Here is a 22,899-nt window from a genome sequence, read left to right as displayed (position 1 = left end):
AAATCCCGAAGAAAATCTCCGGGGTCCAAAAATAGACTAATCAAAATAATTTAAGTCTACTACATCTTCTTCCATCCAGACTGTAACTGTCGGCCTTGGAATCTAACCAAGTCAACCGAATTTATCGGCTCGCGGGCTTTACCGCCGGTGAGGACTTACACCTCCCCCTGAAGATATATCTTAATTTAATTATAAATCTCCATATATCTATTGTCAAGTATTAAGCATCCTCAAAATATAATACTCCCCTCTTTCACAAAACCTTAATCATAGGTTATAATATATATAGATAGGAGAGTGTTTATATTGTTTGATTTAGATGCATGTATTTCTTTTATTACCAATAAAGCAGCTAAAAAAATGGCAGATGAATTCAATGATAGATTGATGAAATTAGGCATAACCAGGGTCCAATGGATAGCCCTTTATTATTTGGGTAAATACGATGGAATCAATCAAAAGGAATTAGGAGATTTAATGGATATAAAGGAATCCACAGTTGCCAGATTAATAGATAGAATGGAAAAGGAAGATTATATTCTTAGAACTAAGGATAAAAATGATAGAAGAATAACTATCATTTCGTTGACAGATAAAGGTAAACATTATAGGGAGGAACTATTACCAGAAGGCCAAAAGATGGCAGATACTTTCACTATGGATATTTCAGAAGAGGAAATTCAAATATTTTTGAAGGTAATAGAAAAAATCTTATTAAATATAGGTCAAAAATTGTGAAAATTTTGTTGACCTATTATATTATACTTGCTATACTAAGTATTAGTATAGCAAGTATAATATAAGGAGGAATTTAAATGTCCAAAGGTCCAAGAGATTATTTAAATGAGTTTATTAACGGTTTACAAGATGTAGGTATTAGTAATGAAAAGCATTTAGGTGCATTCATGAATTTATTAGGCACTACTTATGAAGACGGCGCCCTTGATACTAAAACAAAGGAATTAATAAGTGTTGCAATTGGTGCTTATAATCGTTGTGAATACTGTATAGCCTTCCATGTTTATAAGGCATTAGAAAGCGGTGCTACTAGAGAGGAAATTATGGAGGCCGCTATGGTGGCAGTAGCTTTCGGTGGAGGTCCTTCTATGGCATACTCTTCAACCTTACTTAAAGCCAGCATAGATGAATTTGAAAACGATTTCAAATAATAGGATTGGGAGGAAGTAAAATGATTCTCGAAGTCAAGTTTGAAGGCTTAAATGGAATTAAGAAGGGTAAGGTTACTAAGATTTATAAAAAACCTGGAGATAGCATAGACCCAAATACTCCTTTACTTGCAATAGAAGTAAATAAAACAACAATGGATTTAGATGTGAATGTAAAGGGAGTTATTAAAGATATAAAAGTAAAATTAGGAGCAAATCTAAAATTAGGAGATATTTTGGCAGTAGTAGATGGAGAAGAAGTTCAGATTGAAAAGAAAGAAGAACCTTCCTTTGACTATTTTAAAGGTTTAATAAAGCCTAAAGAAGAAAAGCTAGATGCTAAAGTAGCTATAATAGGTTCAGGTCCCGGTGGTTATGTGGCTGCTATTAGGCTGGCTCAATTAGGGGCAGATGTAATCCTTGTTGAAAAAGATAGCATAGGGGGAACATGCCTAAACAGAGGATGTATACCTACAAAGTCTTTGGTAAAATCTGCAGATGTCTTTAAAAATATTAAGGAATCTCACAACTATGGCTGCAAGGTTGAAAATTATAGTCTAGATATTAATGAGGTAATCTCCAGAAAAAATCAAGTTATTACTCAATTAGGAGAAGGAATTAGTCATTTATTGGAAAAAAACAATATTAAATTTGTTAAAGGCTCTGGTGAAATCTTAGATAAGAATACTGTATTTGTAAAAACCAAATATCTAGAAACTACAATAAAAGCAGAATATATAATTATTGCAACAGGCTCAACTACGAGTAAATTACCGATACCGGGAATTGACTTAGATAATGTATTAGGCAGTACGGAAATAATGGAAATAAATGAACTTCCAAAGGAATGGTAGTAATCGGCGGTGGAGTAATAGGAATGGAGTTCTCATTTATCTTCAATACCTTTGGTACAAAAGTATCTGTAGTGGAATTCATGGATAGACTTTTACCCGGTCTAGATGAGGATGTATCTCAAGAAATAGAAGAAATTGCTGAAAATAAAGGAATCAGTATATATACTGGTTCTAAGGTAGAAGAAATTATTCAGGACGAGAAGGGAAGATGTATTATTACCTTTACTAATAATGGAAATAAAAAATATTTAACCACAGATAAAGTGCTGATATCAATAGGCAGACAACCATATTTAGATAACCTTGGTATCGATAAATTAGATATGGAATTAAATGATAATAGACGTGGTATAAAGGTTAATGAAAAAATGATGACAAGTATTCCAAATATCTTTGCTGTCGGAGATGCTACTGGAACAATACAATTGGCTCACATAGCTTCTACTCAGGGTGTTGTAGCTGCTAATAATATAATGGGTATAAAAGATAATATGAATTATAATGTTGTGCCAAGTGCTATATTTACAGATCCTGAAATCGCAAGTGTAGGAATTAGTGAAAAATATGCCCTAGATAATAATATGGATATAGAGATAGGAAAATTCCCTATTGCCTCCAATGGAAAGGCTTTAACATTAGGAGTTTCAGAAGGCTTCGTAAAAATTATTGTTGATAAATCCACTAAGGAAATACTTGGTGCTTCTATAGTAGGTCCAAATGCTACAGATTTAATCAATGAAATATCTATAGCAATGACTAATAAACTTAAGGTAGAGGATTTAACTAAAACAATCCATCCTCACCCAACTACCTCAGAAGCCATATTTGAAGCTCTACTGGACTCAAGCGGAATATGTATACACAATTAATTAGCTTCTAAAAATAAAAAGGCCCTAAATGAAATTTGTATTCCAATTTAGGGCCTTTTTTCATAGCTATAATCCTTCTACCTTTTCTATAGACTCAGCATAATAGGTATTTATAACCTTCATATATCCATTGAACATACTATTTACCTCTTCATTTCCTGTATCAACCAGAAGTGGTCTACCCTCCAGAGCTAAAATTTTATTCTTAGGTGCTACTATTCGGATATTTTCTTTCCCTACTCTTTTGATAACCTCTGCACTAATTTGCTGATTACCTCTTCCAAAGATATAACCCTGACCACCTATAACAGTTACAACTATTTTAGCCTTATATCCGCTGATTATATCTAGAATCTGCTTTTCATTTACATCAGAAGCTATCAATTCCTTATTTTTTACTATATCTATCCCTAATAAAGTATTAGGTAAATCTAGATTTTCCATAATAGGTCGAGTTGATGTTCCAGAACCTATTATAAAGAAAGTATCTGGTTCTTCTTCCATTTCCTCGATAATTCTATCAGCAATTCCATTTAGAGCCTCTTCTTCTGACCCTAATCCACCGCCTGATTTAGTTGTTTGAATTAATTTTGGTTCTAGCGGGATTCTCATATATCCATATAGTCTTGCCGTTACCACACCTTCTCTAAAAGCATCTTCATCTATATCCATTACTTCAGCTTCTATTGTCTCCATATGTTCATCTTGAAGATATTTAAAAGCAATTTCTCCTGCCGCCTTTGGGTGGTTTGCATAAACTCCGGAGTGAATTTTAACTCCTGCCGGTATTCCTACAACTGGCACCCCTGTACCAATGGCAGAATAAATATTTCTAGCAGTACCATCTCCGCCAGCAAATAGTATTAAATCTACTCCTTTCTCAACCATCTTTTTTGCAGCTTCCTCTGTGTCCTTAGGACTAAAATTATTCTTTTCAGTTTCTAATACTATTGGTTCGAATCCTATGTCATTTGCCTCTTCTTCACCCATATTTCCTGGATAGGTGTATATCTCCAGTTCATCTTTAAGAGGTAATAGAACCTTTAATGCCTTTTTGGCTTATCTGGAGATTCTGGTACTGCTCCAAGGGTTCTAGCCTTTTCTAGAACTTCAGGTCCATCTGTCCCCTTTAATCCTACTCTGCCTCCCATACCTGCAATAGGATTAACTATAAATCCTAGCTTCATATAAACACCTCCAAAATGCAGTGAATAGCTAATAGTGAAAAGTGAATAGTTAAAAAGATTAAAACGCTTTGTATTTTCAACTATTCACTCTTAGTTATTCACTATTCACTATCTTTTATAAACTACTTCTCCATTAATTATTGTAGCAAAGGTTTTACAGTCTATGTCTTTTAATGGATTTCCATCAAATATAGCAATATCTGCATCTTTACCTACTTCAATACTTCCTATTCTATCTTGTAACCCTACTATCTCAGCAGCATTTATTGTAATAGCTTTTAATGCTTCCATTTCAGGAAGTCCTGCATTGTGAGCAAGTCCTGCACATAATGGCAGATGCTGTAAAGGTATTACTGGAGAATCTGTAATTATTGCAAATTTAACTCCTGCTTCGTTTAATATTCTAGGAGTATCAAAAGATTTGTTTTTTAATTCAAATTTAGATCTATTACCAAATGTTGGTCCTACTATAGCAGGTTTTCCTTCCTTAGCTAGTTGGTCAGCTATTAAATGACCTTCTGTACAGTGGTCTAGTGTAATATCTACATCGAATTCTTTAGCTATTCTAATAGCTGTAAATATATCATCAGCCCTATGAGCATGAGCCTTTAAAGGAATTTCCTTCTTAAGAACTGGTATTAGAGCTTCCATCTTCATATCATAATCAGGCATTTTTGAAGGTTCTTCTGCTCTTTCTTTCTTTTCCAGATAAGTCTTTGCCTTAAATAGAGTATCTCTAAGTATTGCAGCTGTAGCCATTCTAGTCATAGGAGATTTGCTTTGAGCATTATATACTCTTTTTGGATTTTCACCAAAAGCTATCTTCATAGCCACTGGGTCTTTTATTATCATATCATCTACTCTATTTCCATAAGTCTTTATAGCTACAAAAGTACCACCTATTACATTTGCACTACCTGGACCAGTTATAGCAGTAGTTACTCCACCTTGGTATGCTTCTTCAAATGAAATATCCATAGGATTGATACTATCGATTGCCCTTAACTGAGGTGTTATAGGATCTGTCATTTCATTTCCATCGTCACCTTCAAATCCTATACTTTCTTCCCACATTCCTAAATGACAATGAGCATCGATAAATCCTGGAGTTACCATTCTACCTTCAGCATCAATTACCTCTGCATCTAGCGGGGCAATTATATCTTTCCCTACTTCTACTATCTTACCCTCTTTTATAAGTATTGAACCATTTTCTATTACATCTCCTGCCATAGTGTATATTGTACCATTTTTAATAAATATCACTAAAATTCCCCCTTATTTTTATTTCGTTACCCTAAATAATATTATATATTTTATATTCTGATTATTCAATGATTATTTACGGGCGAGCAAAACTCGCTCCCTATAATTATGAATTATGAATTGTAAACTGTTAATTGCCTAAGCTTCCTTCATACTTAAAGCGATTCTTCCTCTTTCCATATCTACTTCCACTATTCTAACTTTAACTATATCCCCTACTTTAACAACTTCCTTAGGATGCTTAATAAATCTATTAGAAAGTTGGGATATATGAACTAAGCCGTCTTCTTTTACTCCTATATCCACAAAGGCACCAAAGTCTACTACATTTCTTACAGTACCACTTAGTACCATATCTTTCTTCAAATCTTCTATTTTAAGAACATCTTGCCTCAAAATAGGTTTCGGCATCTCATCTCTAGGGTCTCTCCCTGGCTTTTCAAGTTCTTTGATTATATCCTCAAGGGTTGGAATCCCAATATCTAATTCCTCTGATATCTTTTCTATTTCTCCTTTAGAGTAATCCATCTTAAGTAGCTTTTCTGCTACCTCATAGGATTCTGGATGAACTCCTGTATTATCTAAAGGATTATCACCTCCAGGGATACGCAAGAATCCTGCACATTGGACAAAAGTCTTTTCTCCTAATCCCTTTACCTTGAGAAGTTCTTTCCTGCTGGTAAACTTACCCATTTCTTCTCTAGCTTTAACTAAACTATTTGCAACTCTAGTAGATACTCCAGCTACATATTTTAATAGAGATGGAGATGCAGTATTTAAATCTACTCCTACACTATTTACACAATCCTCTACAACTCCTGTAAGAGCTTCATCAAGTTTCCCTTGGTTTAAATCATGCTGATATTGTCCTACACCAATATGTCTTGGTTCAATTTTCACCAATTCTGCCATAGGATCTTGCAGCCTTCTTCCAATAGATACAGCTCCTCTAATGGATACGTCTAAATCTGGAAATTCTTTTATTCCTACTTCTGATGCAGAATATATTGATGCTCCTGCTTCACTAACTATTATATAGGAGACTTCTCTGTTTACTTCCTTTAACATTTCAGCTACTACCATTTCAGTTTCTCTAGATGCTGTACCATTTCCAATGGATATTATGTCTACACTATACTCTTGGATTAACGCTTTTAACTTAATCTTTGTTTCCTCTATCTTATTTTGAGGCTCTGTAGGATACACTGTAATATAATCTAGCATTTTGCCTGTTTCATCAACTACGGCAACCTTACATCCAGTTCTAAATCCAGGATCTATTGCCATTACGGTTTTTCCTTTAATTGGCGGCTGAAGCAATAACGGTTTTAAGTTTATTGCAAAAACCTTTATAGCTTCCTCTTCAGCTCTTTCTGTTAAGTTATTTCTTATTTCTCTCTCTATTGAAGGAAAGAGTAGTCTCTTATAGCCATCATCCACCGCTCTTTGTATGTAAATTGCAGTATCTTTGCTTTTATCTTTTATCAGTCTATCTCCTAGTAACTCTATTAAATCAACACCATCTATATTTAATGCAACCTTTAACTTTTTATCCTTTTCTCCTCTATTTATAGCTAATATTCTATGATTTGCTATGGCTTTTACAGGCTCTTTATAATCATAATACATCTCATATACAGTTTTTTCTTCCTTGTCTACTCCTTCTACTACTAAAATCCCCTTATCATTAATAATTTTCTTAATGATTTCCCTATTATCCGGATCATCAGATACTATTTCAGCAATAATATCCATAGCACCAGCTAAAGCTTCTTCTTCGTTATTTACTCCCTTTTCTTCATCTATAAAGCTAATTATTCTATTTTTAAATTCTTCCTTATCTAAGGATTGAGTAAATATGATTTCTGCAAGAGGCTCCAAGCCTTTTTCCTTTGCAATAGTAGCTCTAGTTCTTCTCTTTGGTCTAAATGGTCTGTATAAATCATCAATTCTTTGGAGTGTTTCTGAATCTATAATTTCTTTTCTCAGTTCATCAGTAAGTTTTCCCTGCTCATCAATAAGCCTTATAACTTCCTCTTTTCTTGCCTCTAGGTTTCTTAAATAAGTTAACCTATTTGATAAATCTCTTATAACAACGTCTTGTAACTCTCCTGTCTGTTCCTTCCTATATCTGGCTATAAATGGTATAGTATTACATTCATCTAATAATTCCACTGTATTTTTTACTTGATAAGGTTTTAATTTAAACTCATCAACAAGCACTTTTAAAATATCCATATTCATCTTCCCTCCACTTAATTATCGCAGTCTCGAAACACAAATTTATTTGCAACCTTGCTTTGCTCCGCAGGATATAATTCAGTAGTCCTGTAAGGGCTCTCAAGTTCGCATAGATTTGGTCCTAACGGACACTCCCAATGATAAATTCTATTCGTTGCCTTTTTGTCCAATAAGTACTAGCCAATTGTAGACAAAACGAACAGCGAAGCGAACGTTAGTGAGCGTAGCAAGTGTTGCGTTTGACCTACCTACAGTTCACAACCTCTATTTACCCCATAGGGCTTAATTTAGTGGTGTCCGATAGGATCTACGTTCACTGGGTTAGGTCATAAACGAACTTTCCTATTATTAATTATTCGACGTAAAATCAAAAATTCCTCTTTTACTATAAAAAAGCTTTAATAACAAGCAAAGTCTTAAATCCCAAAGTTAAATTAATGTTTGATACTTTACGATTAAAAAGCCCTTTTTATGAAAGGGCTTTTTGTTTTAAATATTCATTTATGAAAATATCAATATCTCCATCCATTACACCATATACATCTCCAACTTCTGCATTGGTTCTATGATCTTTCACCATACTATATGGGTGGAATACATAAGACCTTATTTGTGATCCCCAGCCTATTTGATTATAGCTGCCCTGAAGGTCTTCTATTTTTTCTTTTTGCTCTTCTTCTTTTAATTGTACTAACTTAGCCTTTAGCATATTTAAAGCAGTGTGCCTATTACTGATTTGAGATCTTTCATTTTGACATTGAACTATGATACCCGTGGGAATATGTGTAATTCTCACCGCGGAGTCTGTTGTATTTACGTGCTGACCTCCAGCACCACCAGATCTATAAGTATCTATTTTTAAATCTGAAGGATTAATCTCAATATTTACTTCATCATCTAACTCTGGATATACATCTATACTAGCAAAGGATGTATGCCTCTTTCCAGCAGAGTCAAATGGAGATATTCTTACTAATCTATGAACTCCTTTTTCAGATTTTAAATATCCATATGCATTATATCCCTTTATAAGTAATGTAACAGATTTTATACCACCCTCAGTATCTGCTAAAAGATCCAAGGTTTCAACTTGAAATCCTTTTTGCTCTGCCCATCTTCTATATAACCTTAAGAGCATTTCAGCCCAATCTTGAGCTTCCAATCCTCCTGCTCCAGAGTGTATCGAAAGAATCGCATTATTCTTATCAAACTCACCGGATAATAGGGTACTTAATTTGAATTCATCTGCCTTTATGGACAATTCCTTAAGTCCTGTTTCTATTTCCTTATACATATCATAAGCTTCTTCTTCAAGGACTAAATCTATTAACGTTTCTAAATCCTCTATTGCTTCTATCAAATCATCATACTCTTTAACTTGATTTTTCAAGGACTTAATTTCCTGCATGGTTTTTTGGGCTTTATCTATCTCTTTCCAAAAATCCTCTTCATAGGATTGCTGCTCTAAATCAATAACCTTATCCCTAAGTCCTTGGATGTCAAAGTGAAACACCCAATTCTTCAACAGTCTCTTTTATTTCATTAAGTTTTTCTTTATCTAAATAAATATCCTGCAATATATCACCCCATTTTTTTAGTTAATAGTGAAAAGTGAATAGTGAAAAGTTTTTAGTAGATGTTTAGGGTCTTTTGTCTTTTAACTATTCACTATTAGTTATTCACTATTAACTACTCATTCTGTCCACAGCATTTCTTATATTTCTTTCCACTGCCACATGGACAAGGATCATTTCTTCCTACTTTTTTCTCTTTATTTACAATAGTTTTGCTTATTTCATCTGCATTGGTAGATACAGGTTCTGCTACTTTCTTTCTTTGAACCTTTTCAGGATTTTCTACTTGATAGAGGAATCTTACAGTATCTTCCCAAATACTATGGGTCATTTCATTAAACATATCAAATCCTTCATTCTGATATGCACGAACAGGGTCCTCTTGCCCATATGCTCTAAGACCAATTCCTTGTCTTAACTGATCCATAGCATCTATATGATCCATCCATTTACTATCTACTACTTGAAGCAAAACTACTCTTTCTACTTCTCTAAATCTTTCTTCACCAAAATCTAATTCCTTAGCTTTATATTTTTCTTCAGCCTTTTCAATTATTTTATCTATTAATGCTTCTTTTGTAATACTTTCTATATCTGTGAAAGATAAGAATTTTTTATTGATATCGAAAAGATTCATTACATAATTTTCTAATCCCTCTAGATCCCACTCCTCTGGATATTTACTCTGTCTAGTATATATTTCAATATTATCCATTACTAGAGATTTAGCCATCTCCTGGATATGAGATCTTAAATCTTCTCCCTCTAATACTTTTCTTCTTTCTCCATAGATAACTTCTCTTTGTTTATTCATAACATCATCATATTTTAATACATGCTTTCTAATACCAAAGTTGTTTCCCTCTACCTTCTTTTGGGCATTTTCTATGGATTTTGTAAGCATTGAATGTTCCAAAGGCTCATCTTCTGGCATTTTTAAACCATCTATTAGATTAATTATTCTTTCTCCACCAAATAATCTCATCAAATCATCTTCTAAGGATATGTAAAACCTTGAAGAACCAGGGTCTCCCTGTCTGCCAGCACGTCCTCTAAGCTGATTATCTATACGTCTTGACTCATGTCTTTCTGTACCAATTATGTGAAGTCCACCAGCTTCTAATACCTTTTTATTTTCTGCATCAGTTTCTACTTTATATTTATCATGTAATTCTTGATAAGTCTTTCTTGCTGCTAGAACTTCTTCATTATCCGTATCATAGAAACTATCTACTAAAGATAAGATTTCATCTGTAAATCCTTTCTTTCTCATCTCTTGCTTTGCAAGGAATTCAGGATTACCTCCAAGGACTATATCTGTACCTCTACCAGCCATATTGGTAGCTATAGTAACCGAACCGAATCTACCGGCTTGAGCTACTATCTCTGCCTCTCTGTCATGATGCTTTGCATTTAATACTTCATGAGGAATACCTTCTTTTTTTAGCATTTTGGAAAGCAACTCTGATCTTTCAATAGTAATAGTACCTACTAATATAGGCTGACCTGTTGCATGTTTCTCCTTGATCTCTCTTACTACAGCTCTAAACTTAGCTTCTTCACTACGATAAATAACATCTGCTAAATCCTGTCTTATTACAGGTTTATTTGTAGGTATTTCAACTACGTCCATATCATATATTTCTCTAAACTCAGCTTCTTCTGTTTTAGCAGTACCAGTCATACCAGAAAGTTTAGTATACATTCTAAAATAATTTTGGAATGTAATAGTTGCCAGAGTCTTGGACTCACTCTTTACATTTAATTTTTCCTTAGCTTCTATCGCTTGATGAAGTCCATCACTATATCTTCTACCATACATAAGTCTTCCAGTAAATTCATCTACAATAATTACTTCTCCATCTTTCACTACATAATCAATATCTCTCTTCATTATAGATCTAGCTTTTAAAGCCTGATTAACATGATGAGCTATTTCCATATTTTCTATATCAGATAAATTCTCAATACCAAAGAAAGATTCTGCCTTTGCAGTACCCTTTTCAGTAATAGAGCATGACTTAGCTTTTTCGTCTATTACATAATCTACAGTTTCTTCTTTAATTTCTCTATTAAATGGATCCATCTTTTCTTCGCCAGGATCCATTATTCTACTAGTCAATGTTCTTGCAAAGCTATCAGCCATTTCATAAAGCTTTGTAGATTTGTCTCCTGTTCCTGAAATAATAAGAGGGGTTCTAGCCTCATCTACTAGTATACTATCCACTTCGTCAACTATGGCAAAATAAAGCGGTCTTTGAACCATGTCCTCTTTATAGATAACCATATTATCTCTAAGATAATCAAAACCAAATTCATTATTTGTACCATAGGTAATATCGTAATTATAAGCAGCCTTTCTTTCTTGATTACTTATACCATGAACAATACATCCAACTGTAAGACCTAAAAATTCATATACCTTACCCATCCATTCTTTATCTCTTTTGGCTAAGTAATCATTTACTGTAACTATATGAACACCTTTACCTGTTAGGGCATTTAAATATGCTGGTAAGGTAGCCATTAAAGTTTTACCTTCTCCTGTTTTCATCTCTGAGATTCTACCTTGATGAAGTATTATTCCACCAATTAATTGAACTCTAAAATGTTTTATACCAAGTACTCTATATGATGCCTCTCTCACTACTGCAAAAGCCTCTGGTAAAATATCATCAAGGGTTTCATTTTGATTTAATCTATTCTTAAATTCTAATGTCTTTTCTTTTAACTGTTGATCTGTTAATTTTTGCATCTCTCCATCTAGTGATTCTATTTTATCTACTAGAGGTGTAATCTTTTTTAATTCCCTATCGCTATAGGTACCAAATAATTTTTCAAATAGGCTCGCCATTCCAAACCACACCTTTCAACTTCAATATTACAGCTATCATATTATTTTATCACTTATTAATATTCCTTTCAACTATAAGATTGACATAAAAAAGGCAGGGTATACGTCCTGCCTTTTAAGTAATTCTATATTAAAGCTCTGGCTCTATCAATCCATAATTACCGTCTTTTCGTTTATAAACTATACTTACACCTTCATTATCTGAATCTAAGAATACGTAGAAATTATGTCTAAGTAGCTCCATTTGTAATATTGCTTCTTCTGATGACATTGGTTTTAGTCCAAATCTCTTCCTTCTTACTAGTTTTGGTTTTTCGGAATCATCCTCCATTGGTAGAGGCAATACATTTTCAAATCTAATGGTTTCATTATTTTGGTATCTTTTTTGTAATTTTGTCTTATGTTTCCTAATTTGCCTTTCTAATACATCAACTGTCTTATCAATGGATGCATACATATCGTCTGTTGATTCTTCAGCTCTAATAATAGTGCCAGGTAGGTTTATGGTTACCTCAATTATTTTCCTATTCTTTTCTGAACTGAAAGTGACATTTCCCTCAATATCTTTTTGGAAATATTTGTCCAATTTTCCTAGCTTTTTCTCTGTTACATCGCGTAATGCATCTGTTATTTCCATATTTTTTCCAGTGAAATTTAATTTCATAAACCCAGCTCCTTTCATATAAGCATTATAGATAATAGCTTATACTATTTGTTATATATATTACCCTAAAACTTAATATAATAACATTATATTAAGTTTTTTTTAATTTAAAACAAAACATAATATCCTAATTTTATTAACAATTTTTTCTGAAAAATGCATTTTGTTAATAAAATGTGAATTTAAAATTGTGGATTGTGAATTATTTCTGTGGATAATGTGTATAAGTCTGTGTAAAACTGTCAATAATTTAATTTTGTCCTTTTTTACCTGTGGATATGTTATGGACAAATGGTGGATAACTATAATAATTACTTTTCTCATAGTATATCTCATTGAAGTATCTCTAAAAAATCTATTTAAAACATAATATATTCTTTATCTTATATATTTTACTAAATGCTTATTAAACCTCTGCCTAACTCCTAAAAAATATATCCCTTGCACTATAAAAAATCCAATTAATACTACAACAGATTTAGAGCCTATAATATCCTGAGAGGATGATTTTAACATCTCTATAGCTATTAAAGAATGGATTGCAGCAACAATATATGGAGTAAAGAATAAAATGGTCGTTTCAATTGTTGTAACTTTTTTTAACTCTTTATTGGATAAACCCAGTTTTGAAATATTTTTATATTTTTCCTTTTCATCATTTAGAGAACTATAAAATCTAAAATATAAAAAGCTTCCTGCTCCTATAAAGAATATTACTCCAATAAAAAATCCAATATATAATAATATATTTGCTTGCTGTAGTTCTACTTCATACATGTCTCCGGCTGTAAGGAATATAAAAGGGTCTTCGTATTTATGCTGAAATTCATTTTTCAAGGATACAGCTATCTCTCCCGTTTCCGTCCATCTTTCTGTATCATAAAGATATACTTTCTCTATATTGCCTTTTAAACTATTAAAAGTCTGGTCATCCACTACTATGATAGTATTTAATAAGCCTTGAGTAACTACATTTTCATCTATAGTATCTACTATATTAAACTTTAATCCATTCCTATCTAGATAAACTTCTGAATAGAATGCTTTTACTTTTTCCCATTCTCTCCTGTCCATATAAGAATTTATTAATACTCCTTCACTTTCATTAACATTTATATCTTTTATACCTAAGGCATATCCCATATTATTAAAGTCTGATTGTTTTATTGCATAGAAATCTTTTTTGCCTTCCATTGTATCCTTTATATATTCTATCTCGTATTTGCCATAAGAAAACCCTTTAGCTTTGAGACTTTCTTCTATTCTGGACAAATGGGTGAATTCCACTTGATTTCCTTCCATGGATACATAGGTAAAAGGAAATGGAAAGTGAATCTTAGTTGAAGAAACCTGATTAGTCTTCATTAAATAAAGTAAACCTACAGATATAAAAGTTACGGCAGAAGTGATAGACACTAAAAATAACATTCTTGCATTATCTTTTATTTTATAAGAAAGATTAGAAATCCATAGTAAATTTGTTTTATTTAAATAAATCTTTTTGTTTTTTTTCAATAGATTCAATACAAGTACACTAAATTGATTAAATAACAGTAGAGTACCTAAAACTATTAATCCCACCATTAAATAGGGAACAAAGCTTTGTGTATATCTATCTCCTGTTAAACCTAAATAGTATCCAGAACCTATCATAAAAATAGATATCAAGGCTAATGATATTGAAATTTTAGGAGCTTTCTTAGGTTTTTTTCCTGCCTTTAAAAGTTCCACTGTCTTTTCCATACTAATTAGTTTTGGTGTAATAAATGAAATCAGTATAAAAATTATAGAAAAACAGATAGTAGTCAGGGCTATAGCTTTTAATGGAAAATAAAAACCTAAATTTTCAACTCCTAAGAACTTGCTAGTGAACATCAAAAATAGTTTAGATAAAGCCAATCCAATTATCAAACCTGATAAAATAGATAAAACTCCTATCATTATATTTTCAACAAATATTAGTCTATTAAAATCTTTCTTAGTCATTCCCAATATAGTTAAAATTCCAAATTCTTTCTTTCTAGCTTTCAAAAATGTACTTAATGAATATAGTACAAATAAAAAAGCAAAGGAAAAAATTATAACCTCTCCTATAGTTAAAGCTATAAATATTGAAGACCCAGTTTCATAGGAGCTAAATAATAATGGATGGAATAAAGATATTGCAAAAGAAAAAAATATAAATACTGCAAATATACAACTAAAAAGATATGCAGTATAAGCATTCATATTTCTTTTAATATTATTAAAAGCCAATTGATGTAAAGTCATTTTTATCTCCTCCTAACAAGGAAAGAATATCCATGATTTCTTGATAGAATAATTCTCGTTTATTTCCACGATAAATTTCATTATATAGCTCTCCATCCTTTATAAATATTACCCTATGACAAAAACTAGCTGTATACGGATCATGAGTAACCATTAAAGTAGTAACCTTTTCTTTAACATTTATATTATAAAATAGTTCCATAACATCCTTAGCCGCCTTAGAATCCAAGTTTCCAGTTGGTTCATCAGCTAATAATAGACTGGGACTATTTATTATTGCCCTGGCAATTGCTGCTCTCTGAGCTTGCCCTCCAGATATTTCATAAGTTCTCTTATCCAGTATTTCTTCAATCCCTAATTTTTTCACTATTTCTTTGAGCTTTTCTTCCATCTCTTTTACTGGATATTTATCCAAAGTCAAAGGAAGTATTATATTTTCCCCTATAGTTAGGGTATCTAATAGATTAAAATCCTGAAATACAAAACCTAATTCTTTCCTTCTAAACATAGCTAATTCACTATTATTTAAATCATGAGGATTAGAACCATTAATAATCACTTCTCCTGATGTAGGTAAATCAATAGTAGATATAATATTCAATAATGTAGTCTTTCCACTTCCTGATGGTCCCATTATACCGACAAATTCTCCCTCTTCAATATTAAGGTTAATATTTTTCAAGGCTTTATAGGCGACTTTGCCTTCATATACTTTATTAAGTTTGCTTATTTTAAGTATTTCTCTCATATATGCCATTCCTCTCTTATATAATATAGCCTTATTATATTATCCCTTGAAAATATCTACTATCGACTTTTATTTCATCTAGATTACATCTTTGTAATCTTAGTTAAATATTATCCTCACAGTAGTTCCTAAGTTTTCTTTCGATTCAATCTCTATATCATGAGATAATTTTTTACATACTTCTTCAACGATATATAACCCCATCCCAGTAGACTCTCCAAATCTTCTTCCATTCTCTCCAGTATAAAAAGGCTGAAAAACTCTTTTTATATCTTTTTTAGGAATCCCTACCCCTCTATCAATTATTTCTAATTTTACTTCATCCAATTCCTTATAGGCTTTTATATATATTTTGTTACTTTTCATATAGGAATATTTAACACCATTTGTAATTAGTTGCTCAAGAATGAACATAAACCACTTGGAATCTGAAAAAACAGTTAAATTCTCTTGAATATCTATCTCTGGAAAAACATTATTTATAATAAAATATCTCTTCATATCATTGATAACTTGTTTTATCAAGGGCTCTATCATTATCTTATCAGCATGAAAATCATGAGTAAAAGCATCAAGCCGTGCCATATACAAAGCCATATCTAATCCTCTATTTAACTTTTCTAATTCATTCTTTATATTATCCATATAGAGCTCATTTTCATTTTCCTGTACTATTAAATTTATTACAGAAAGAGGTGTTTTCATTTGATGTGCCCATTGATTTATAAAGGTTAAATTTTCTTTTTGTTTGTCTTTATATTTTTCAATATCTTTTTGATATAATCTATATTGCTCTCTTAATAAATTATTTATTTCTATTGATAATGGAGATATTCCTAAGGAAACTAAAATCTCTTCCATATTTTTAGATTTTGACGATAATCTTTTATATAGTTCTCTATTTGAAGAATACTTATATATTAAAAAAGAAAAAAAGTATAAACAAACATAAGAAAATAAAATATATCCTATTTGAAAAGCTGTCAAACCCTCCTATCCAATTATAAAAAATAAATAATATAGAAAAATTAAAGATATATATTAAAATATATGAAATATGTTCCTTTAAAAATAACTTCATACTAGTTCCTCCAAGTAACTACTATTTTATAACCAACTCCCCTTATAGTTTCTATAGCATTATCTATGCCCAACTCTTCAAATCGTTTTCTTAGCCTTGCTACATTTACATTCAGAGTATTCTCCTCTACAAAGGATTCGTCATCCCATAATTTCTCTAATAACAATTGTCTTGATACTGTTTTTGGATAGTTTCTCATAAGTATTTCTGCAAGAACTGCCTCTTTCTTAGTTAATAATATATTTTTATCTTTATATCCAATCTCTGGTCTTTCAGGATATAAGCTTACTCCTTCTAATTCTAATATTCTTTCAGAAGAATTTGTTGCATAGCTGCCATAGGCTCTTCTTAGTTGGCTTTTTATTTTAGCTACTACAACATCATAATAAAAAGGCTTAGTGATATAGTCATCACCGCCACTTTCGATTCCCATAATCTGCTCTATTTCTCCACTCCTAGCAGAAATAAATACAATTGGACAATTAGAAACCTGCCTGATCTTTCTACACCAATAATATCCATCAAATTTAGGCAAATTTATATCTAACAATACTAAATGAGGTTCTAACTCATTAAATTCACTTAATATATCATCAAAATTTTTAGCTACATAAGGTGTATATCCATATTTAAAAATATGTGAACCCAAAAGCTCGGCAATATTTATATCATCTTCTACTATCATTATCCTATAACTCATTAAGATCACCATCCTCTACAGTTAATAAATCCAATTGTATTATACCCTTTTTACATAATAACAAGATAAATTATAAGTCTTATATTTTAATCATTACATTTTTATAGGCTGAAAGTAAAACTGTCAGCCTATTATATCTATGAAAATAAATCTTATATCATGAAAGCTTTTATTATAGCTAATATCCATAGATGTAATGGATAAAATACATAAAAGAAGTATTTAGTAAACTTATTATTAGGTCCTCTTTCTCCATTATATAAAAGAATAAATGGTACAGCAAATATCATAAGTATCTGTGGATCATATAATAATAGTTTCTCATATACTGTTCCTTCACCAGTATTAAGTGATATTGGAACTATCAAAAGTGTAAATACTAATACATACACTGTTGATAATAATGTTTTCTTATCTCTGCAGAAATAAAATATTAAAAACATTAAGACACCAAGTATTGAAGCCTCCGTAATCAAACCTAAAATTCCAAATATTATAGCTAGAGGTAGACCTTTTTTATAATCCTTTGAAGTTTTAATATAGTCTATACCTATTAACATAGTAACCCCATGGGCAAGAGATAAAAATATATTGTTCTTTATATATGGTGCGCTGGGAACCAATATAGATAATAATGCTGATCCAGCAAACATTGTTATTGACCAAAGATATAATCTTAAAGCATATCTTTTTCTATTACTTGTATGAAAAAATCCCTCTACTACTAAATAGAAGAATATTGGAGCCACTAACTTCCCTAACCATGTAAACCAAATAGGAGCATTTCCTATGACACTTGCTACATGATCAAAAACCATAAGAATTGCCATTATAATCTTTAATATAAATGCATTCATAAAAATCTCCTTCCTTTGTTTATTCATATAATAATTTTAAGATCTAAACCATATTTTATCAATTTATTTAAATTACATTTTTTAATAGTTTTCTTACAATTATGTAATAAATATAATAAAAGATAATATCTATGAGTGCATAGATATTATCTTTTTATTTTATATGATATGTTTTTTAAATAATTTAAAATAATAATTCTCAAGGAACTTAGGTAGTTTTTCTAAAGCTCCTTTAGAATTTACTTATGATAATCCTCTATTGGTTATAATAACATATGTAATAGCAATATATGATTGACTAGTTAAGAAGAATCCATGACCTTAAATACTTATTAACTTGCCATTTACAAACTTATTTGATAGAATAACTATTATTTCAAAATGGAGGTAAAGTCTTGGATAATAATTTAGATGATAAAAATATTATTAAATCTGCTATAAAAATTTTTCATTTATTAGAAGTACTAACTGAACATAAAAAACTTAGTATAAGTATGCTAAGTGACTTAACAGGTTATAGTAAAAGTACTACTCAACGTATAGTAAATACATTGAAATATTTAAAATATATTGACCAAGATATGTCAACATCAGAATACTTCCCTTCAATAAAGTTATATGAATTGGGTAGTAGTGTAGTAAATAATATGGCAATAAAAGATGTAGCGAAGCCTCACATAATCAAACTATATAATGAAGTAAATGAAACTATTAACTTAGGTATACTCGATGACAACGCTGTTGTTTATCTAGATAAGATGGTTTCTAAGTCACCCTTGAGAGTAGAATTAGAATTAGGTATTAAGGTTCCACTTTATTGCAGTGCTTTAGGTAAAGCTATTGCTGCATTTAATAATGAAGTAATTTCTTTTGAAAAAAATTATATTAAGTATACAGAAAAAACTATTTCTTCTGATGAGGAATTATATGAGAATTTAGCACAGGTTAGAAAACTTGGATATGCAATCGACAATGAGGAATATGTTGAAGGTCTTATCTGTATAGGCGTCCCTATCGTAAATTCCATAGGAAATGCTATTGCTAGTATAAGTATTTCCAAACCTGCAATTAGATTTAATAAAGACGATATTCCTTATTATTCATCTCTACTAAAGGGTTATGCTATTAAAATACAAAATGATTTATATTAATTAGAAAGTAGTAGATATAATCATTTTATTAGTTGATGAATTAGATTAAGCTATTATAATATAATCTATAATTAACGATGAAATATTAATAGTAGAGATTATTTCTAATCTCTACTATAATTTCTTTTAAATTGATAAACCTTTAGATATCATTCTATATACCCCAAAATGTTTGAATTGTTTGCTTTGAAGGTGGTTTTGTAATTTTTGATACTATTATAAATGCAAGCAATGAATATAATAATGAAGGCACTATTGCATGAAGTCCAAATGGTCTTGGTAAATAGTAGTTATGTATTATATATGAACCAATACCCACTATCATACTAGCGATTGCACCTTCCTTGTTAGCTTTCTTCCAATATAGCCCCAAGATAGTTGGCCATAAGAATGTTGAAAGCTGTCCAGCCGTAGCAAATAAGTTTAACCAAACCATTAATTCTGGCGGCTCCATAGAAACTAAAAATATTATTATGCCAACTATTACTGCCCATCCAATAGTCCATCTTGACACCTTATGTGAATCTTTAGCAAATTTAGGTTTAATATAGTTTATAATTAGGTCATTCACTATCGCCCCTACAACAACTAATAATTGAGAATCTACTGTGGACATAACAGCTGCTAAAGGCCCTGATAATATTATACCAGCTATTACACTTGGAAATAGTGTAACTGCCAATGTAGGTACTACTAGGTCTCCTGAGCTTATTCCAGATACTAGAGTACTACCAAATGCACCTACTAAATGCATTCCTGTTAATATTAATATGGAAACCAGTGTACCAACTTTGATCCCTGAATTTAAGCTCTTAGAATCTTTATAACTCATAGCCCTCTGGGAAACACTTGGAAATCCAACTACGGCAAATCCTACTAAGACCCAATACGATGTAACCCAAGGCTTTGTCATAAATCCATCTTGTACCCCAAAAGGAGTTATCATCCCCGGATCTATGGCCTTCATATTTTGTACAATATTTGCAATACCCCCACCTTTAACTAGAACTACGGTAAATAAAGCTAAAGTTGAAATTGTCATAACTATTCCCTGCATAGTATCGTTTAATACTACACCTCTATATCCTCCTATTGCTGTATGAACTACTACTGTGATTCCGAAGAAAGCTAATGCTATAGTATAATCTATTCCTGTAGATCCTTGAAGTAATCTTGCAGCACCTATCCATTGGGCTGCCATTGCAGCTATTAGGAAAAAAATAATGGATAAGGATGATATTATAACAACTGCTTTACTCTCATACCTAACTCTAAGAAAGTCAGTTATTGAATTAGCATTTATTTTTCTAGAAACTATTGCAAACTTTTTACCCAATACTGCAAGAGTATAATAACCTGTTGGCATCTGTGCCATTGCTAGAAATACCCATGCAAGACCATGAGTATATGCAGTACCTGGCCCACCAATAAAACTACCTGCACTTAAATAAGTAGCCACAAGTGTCATAGCTAATACAAATCCGCCAGTATCCCTTCCACCAGTCATGAACTCATCCATGTATTCTGTACCATCACCATTTTTTGATTTCTTTACCTTGCTAAGAAGCTTTGCAGCGTAGATTCCAATGAAATACATAGCTATAAAGTATAATACTATTGGAACTAAAACCTGAAGATTTAGATTGCTCATATTCTAGCCTCCCCCTTATTTAACTAATCTTATATATTCTTCTGCTTCTTCCTGTGTGAATTTATCAAGTGGCATGTCCTTAAATCCTTTATCTACCATTATGAAAGTTAAAGCCGTAAATATTACTGCACCTACTATACAACTCATAAAAAACCATGCTGGGAAGCCTAGAATATATGTGTACTCTTCCACTGGTTTACTGCCCATTCCATATCCGAATACATACCACCAAATCAAGTTCACAATTCCTAATATTACACCATACATTGCTTCTTTATTACATTGTTTATACCTGGGGTCTTCCATGAAATCCCCTTCACTGTTGTCGATTCTCTTTTTTTGTTCTACTTCTTTCACAATTATTCACCATCCCTTTTTAAATTTATATAACAATACTAAGTCTTTAAACTTGTATATCGTCATTTCAAAACATTTTAATAGCTGATGTTTTCTTGATGAAAAAGTACCCAACAAAATATCCTAATATGGAAAATAAGATCCAACCTAACTCATAATTGGATAGAGGTAACAATCGATAAACTTTCTCAAAAGCACTTATATTTAAATTAAACATATTCATATATCCAATTAGTCCATCAATAATGCCAAACACCAATGATACTGACACTGCCAACTCTCATACCAGACATTAATCTTTCATTGTAGATTATATTTGGAATCAAAGCATAACATAGAGTTAGCATTATTGCTGGAGGATAGATTACAGTTAACATTGGCTCGGTCAATATTACTATGTTTTCCAAACCTAGTATACTCACGATTCCACTAAGTATTGAAATTATAATAGCTGCATTTTTATATTTAATTTGTTTATCACTTACTTCTTCATAAAACTCAGATGTAGACGCTGTTATTCCAACAGCACAAGTTAATGCAGCAAATAAAAGCCCTATATTAAACACTATACCTCCAGCAGTCCCCCATAATTGGACTACTGCAGCCGCATATAAAGCAGAAAATTTTAAATCATCAAAGAATCCATAAGTGGTTGAGCCAATAACCATATGGAAAAAATGAGATAAAGCAAGTATACTCGTGCCTATTAATCCTACGATTATCAAATATCTACTTATACTGTCTTTCCCTATATTTTTTGATTTTAAACTATTAATTATAAGGCCTCCGAACAATAGAGCACAAGGCAACTCCATAGTCGCATAGCCTTGTAAAAATCCATATACAAAGGCAGGCTCACTATACATCTTAGGTCCTTGTATGGACAAGGGAGTAAATAGCCCTTTAGTTATAACTCCTGCAACCGTAATTAACAATGTAGGAAATAGTATCTTACTGATTTTATCCATGGTATTATCTTTTCCCGAAATAAACCAATAAACTAATGCATAGTATATTGAGGTAAATATCAAAAGAGGTATCATACTAAAAGGTTCATAACCGGTGATTTGCAAAAAAGCACCCCAAGCAGCAGCACTCATCCTAGGTATGACAAATAATGGCCCCAACACCAAAATTGTTATATTACAAAATATTTTTGCAAATATAGGTGATATTCTCCTAGATAGTCCAAGGAATGTTCCTTCTCCCTTAGCAAGTGCAAAATATCCTAAAAATGGAATAAAAACTGCTGTTACATATACACCCAAAAAAGCTGGTATTATGGATGTTCCACTTTCTTTTCCCCAAGTCATGGGCCAAATCATACTAGAAGCTCCAAAATGCATTGAAAATAGGGCACCACCTAAAGGTAATAATGTCATGGCAGATAAGGTATGCTTTTTCATCC

The 22,899-nt window shown here is 31.6% G+C and carries 21 protein-coding genes and 1 riboswitch; of the genes, 5 read left to right on the top strand and 16 right to left on the bottom strand.

Annotation, left to right across the window (positions count from 1 at the left end; genetic code table 11):
- Positions 1-59: 59 nt before the first annotated feature.
- Positions 60-179: riboswitch (FMN riboswitch) on the bottom strand.
- A 127-nt stretch (positions 180-306) separates the two neighbouring features.
- The 4 genes from CIW83_RS17500 to CIW83_RS24510 all read left to right on the top strand — a co-directional run bounded on the left by CIW83_RS17500 (position 307) and on the right by CIW83_RS24510 (position 2,889).
- The gene (locus CIW83_RS17500; protein WP_094903596.1) at positions 307-738 is read left to right on the top strand and encodes a MarR family winged helix-turn-helix transcriptional regulator; all 432 of its coding nucleotides are present in this window, start codon (positions 307-309) and stop codon (positions 736-738) included.
- A 77-nt stretch (positions 739-815) separates the two neighbouring features.
- A complete protein-coding gene (locus CIW83_RS17495) occupies positions 816-1,169 on the top strand; it encodes a carboxymuconolactone decarboxylase family protein (protein WP_094903594.1) in 354 nt (117 codons plus the stop codon).
- A 20-nt stretch (positions 1,170-1,189) separates the two neighbouring features.
- Positions 1,190-2,020, top strand: a complete 831-nt coding sequence (locus CIW83_RS23275) for an FAD-dependent oxidoreductase (RefSeq protein ID WP_201260000.1) — start codon at positions 1,190-1,192, stop codon at positions 2,018-2,020.
- A gap of 23 nt (positions 2,021-2,043) precedes the next feature.
- Complete coding sequence (locus CIW83_RS24510) at positions 2,044-2,889, top strand: NAD(P)/FAD-dependent oxidoreductase (RefSeq protein ID WP_201259999.1); 846 nt, start codon at positions 2,044-2,046, stop codon at positions 2,887-2,889.
- Between the two features lie 66 nt (positions 2,890-2,955).
- On the opposite strand, the gene CIW83_RS17485 is transcribed toward CIW83_RS24510, so the two are convergent.
- The 12 genes from CIW83_RS17485 to CIW83_RS17435 all read right to left on the bottom strand — a co-directional run bounded on the left by CIW83_RS17485 (position 2,956) and on the right by CIW83_RS17435 (position 18,332).
- Positions 2,956-3,879, bottom strand: a complete 924-nt coding sequence (locus CIW83_RS17485) for an ATP-NAD kinase family protein (protein WP_235601399.1) — start codon at positions 3,877-3,879, stop codon at positions 2,956-2,958.
- A 53-nt stretch (positions 3,880-3,932) separates the two neighbouring features.
- Positions 3,933-4,076, bottom strand: a complete 144-nt coding sequence (locus CIW83_RS23950) for a hypothetical protein (protein WP_235601398.1) — start codon at positions 4,074-4,076, stop codon at positions 3,933-3,935.
- A 108-nt stretch (positions 4,077-4,184) separates the two neighbouring features.
- Entirely contained in the window at positions 4,185-5,342 is a 1,158-nt protein-coding gene (locus CIW83_RS17480) for an amidohydrolase (protein ID WP_094903592.1), read from the bottom strand.
- 138 nt (positions 5,343-5,480) lie between these two features.
- Positions 5,481-7,580 (bottom strand): Tex family protein, encoded by a 2,100-nt coding sequence (locus CIW83_RS17475; protein ID WP_094903636.1) that lies wholly within the window; start codon positions 7,578-7,580, stop codon positions 5,481-5,483.
- Between the two features lie 472 nt (positions 7,581-8,052).
- Positions 8,053-9,160 (bottom strand): peptide chain release factor 2 gene (gene prfB, locus CIW83_RS17470; RefSeq protein WP_255374505.1). Its coding sequence is split into 2 segments (ribosomal slippage): positions 8,053-9,084 and positions 9,086-9,160, totalling 1,107 coding nucleotides; the frame shifts between segments, so codons are not numbered across the junction.
- A 112-nt stretch (positions 9,161-9,272) separates the two neighbouring features.
- On the bottom strand, positions 9,273-12,011 hold the full coding sequence (gene secA, locus CIW83_RS17465) for a preprotein translocase subunit SecA (protein WP_094903590.1): 2,739 nt from the start codon (positions 12,009-12,011) through the stop codon (positions 9,273-9,275).
- Positions 12,012-12,141: 130 nt separating this feature from the next.
- Complete coding sequence (gene hpf / locus CIW83_RS17460) at positions 12,142-12,675, bottom strand: ribosome hibernation-promoting factor, HPF/YfiA family (RefSeq protein WP_094903588.1); 534 nt, start codon at positions 12,673-12,675, stop codon at positions 12,142-12,144.
- Positions 12,676-13,053: 378 nt separating this feature from the next.
- The gene (locus CIW83_RS17455; protein ID WP_094903586.1) at positions 13,054-14,946 is read right to left on the bottom strand and encodes an FtsX-like permease family protein; all 1,893 of its coding nucleotides are present in this window, start codon (positions 14,944-14,946) and stop codon (positions 13,054-13,056) included.
- Positions 14,921-15,694, bottom strand: coding sequence for an ABC transporter ATP-binding protein (locus CIW83_RS17450; protein ID WP_094903584.1), 774 nt, complete (start codon positions 15,692-15,694; stop codon positions 14,921-14,923). The genes CIW83_RS17455 and CIW83_RS17450 overlap by 26 nt, the downstream gene beginning before the upstream one ends.
- A gap of 99 nt (positions 15,695-15,793) precedes the next feature.
- Entirely contained in the window at positions 15,794-16,681 is an 888-nt protein-coding gene (locus tag CIW83_RS17445; RefSeq protein WP_235601397.1) for a HAMP domain-containing sensor histidine kinase, read from the bottom strand.
- 95 nt (positions 16,682-16,776) lie between these two features.
- Entirely contained in the window at positions 16,777-17,475 is a 699-nt protein-coding gene (locus tag CIW83_RS17440; protein ID WP_094903582.1) for a response regulator transcription factor, read from the bottom strand.
- Between the two features lie 152 nt (positions 17,476-17,627).
- Positions 17,628-18,332: a TraX family protein gene (locus CIW83_RS17435; protein WP_094903580.1), complete on the bottom strand. Its 705-nt coding sequence runs from the start codon at positions 18,330-18,332 to the stop codon at positions 17,628-17,630.
- A gap of 395 nt (positions 18,333-18,727) precedes the next feature.
- On the opposite strand from CIW83_RS17435, the gene CIW83_RS17430 reads away from it, so the two are divergent.
- Positions 18,728-19,483 (top strand): IclR family transcriptional regulator, encoded by a 756-nt coding sequence (locus tag CIW83_RS17430; protein ID WP_094903578.1) that lies wholly within the window; start codon positions 18,728-18,730, stop codon positions 19,481-19,483.
- 154 nt (positions 19,484-19,637) lie between these two features.
- Here the strand turns inward: CIW83_RS17430 and panF are convergent, their stop codons facing one another.
- The 4 genes from panF to CIW83_RS17415 form a co-directional block, all read right to left on the bottom strand.
- Complete coding sequence (gene panF / locus CIW83_RS17425; protein ID WP_094903576.1) at positions 19,638-21,134, bottom strand: sodium/pantothenate symporter; 1,497 nt, start codon at positions 21,132-21,134, stop codon at positions 19,638-19,640.
- Between the two features lie 15 nt (positions 21,135-21,149).
- Positions 21,150-21,491 carry a YhdT family protein gene (locus tag CIW83_RS17420; RefSeq protein WP_235601396.1) on the bottom strand — a complete coding sequence of 114 codons (342 nt, stop codon included), beginning with the start codon at positions 21,489-21,491 and terminating at the stop codon, positions 21,150-21,152.
- Positions 21,492-21,558: 67 nt separating this feature from the next.
- On the bottom strand, positions 21,559-21,708 hold the full coding sequence (locus CIW83_RS24995; RefSeq protein WP_369819409.1) for a hypothetical protein: 150 nt from the start codon (positions 21,706-21,708) through the stop codon (positions 21,559-21,561).
- Between the two features lie 22 nt (positions 21,709-21,730).
- Positions 21,731-22,897 carry a branched-chain amino acid transport system II carrier protein gene (locus tag CIW83_RS17415; RefSeq protein WP_094903574.1) on the bottom strand — a complete coding sequence of 389 codons (1,167 nt, stop codon included), beginning with the start codon at positions 22,895-22,897 and terminating at the stop codon, positions 21,731-21,733.
- Positions 22,898-22,899: the final 2 nt, after the last annotated feature.

This window comes from Tissierella sp. P1 (assembly GCF_002266425.1).
In the GTDB taxonomy this organism is placed as follows: domain Bacteria; phylum Bacillota; class Clostridia; order Tissierellales; family Tissierellaceae; genus Tissierella; species Tissierella carlieri.
The sequence above is the reverse complement of the archived record's forward strand: the minus strand, read 5'-3'. Positions and strand labels throughout refer to the sequence as shown.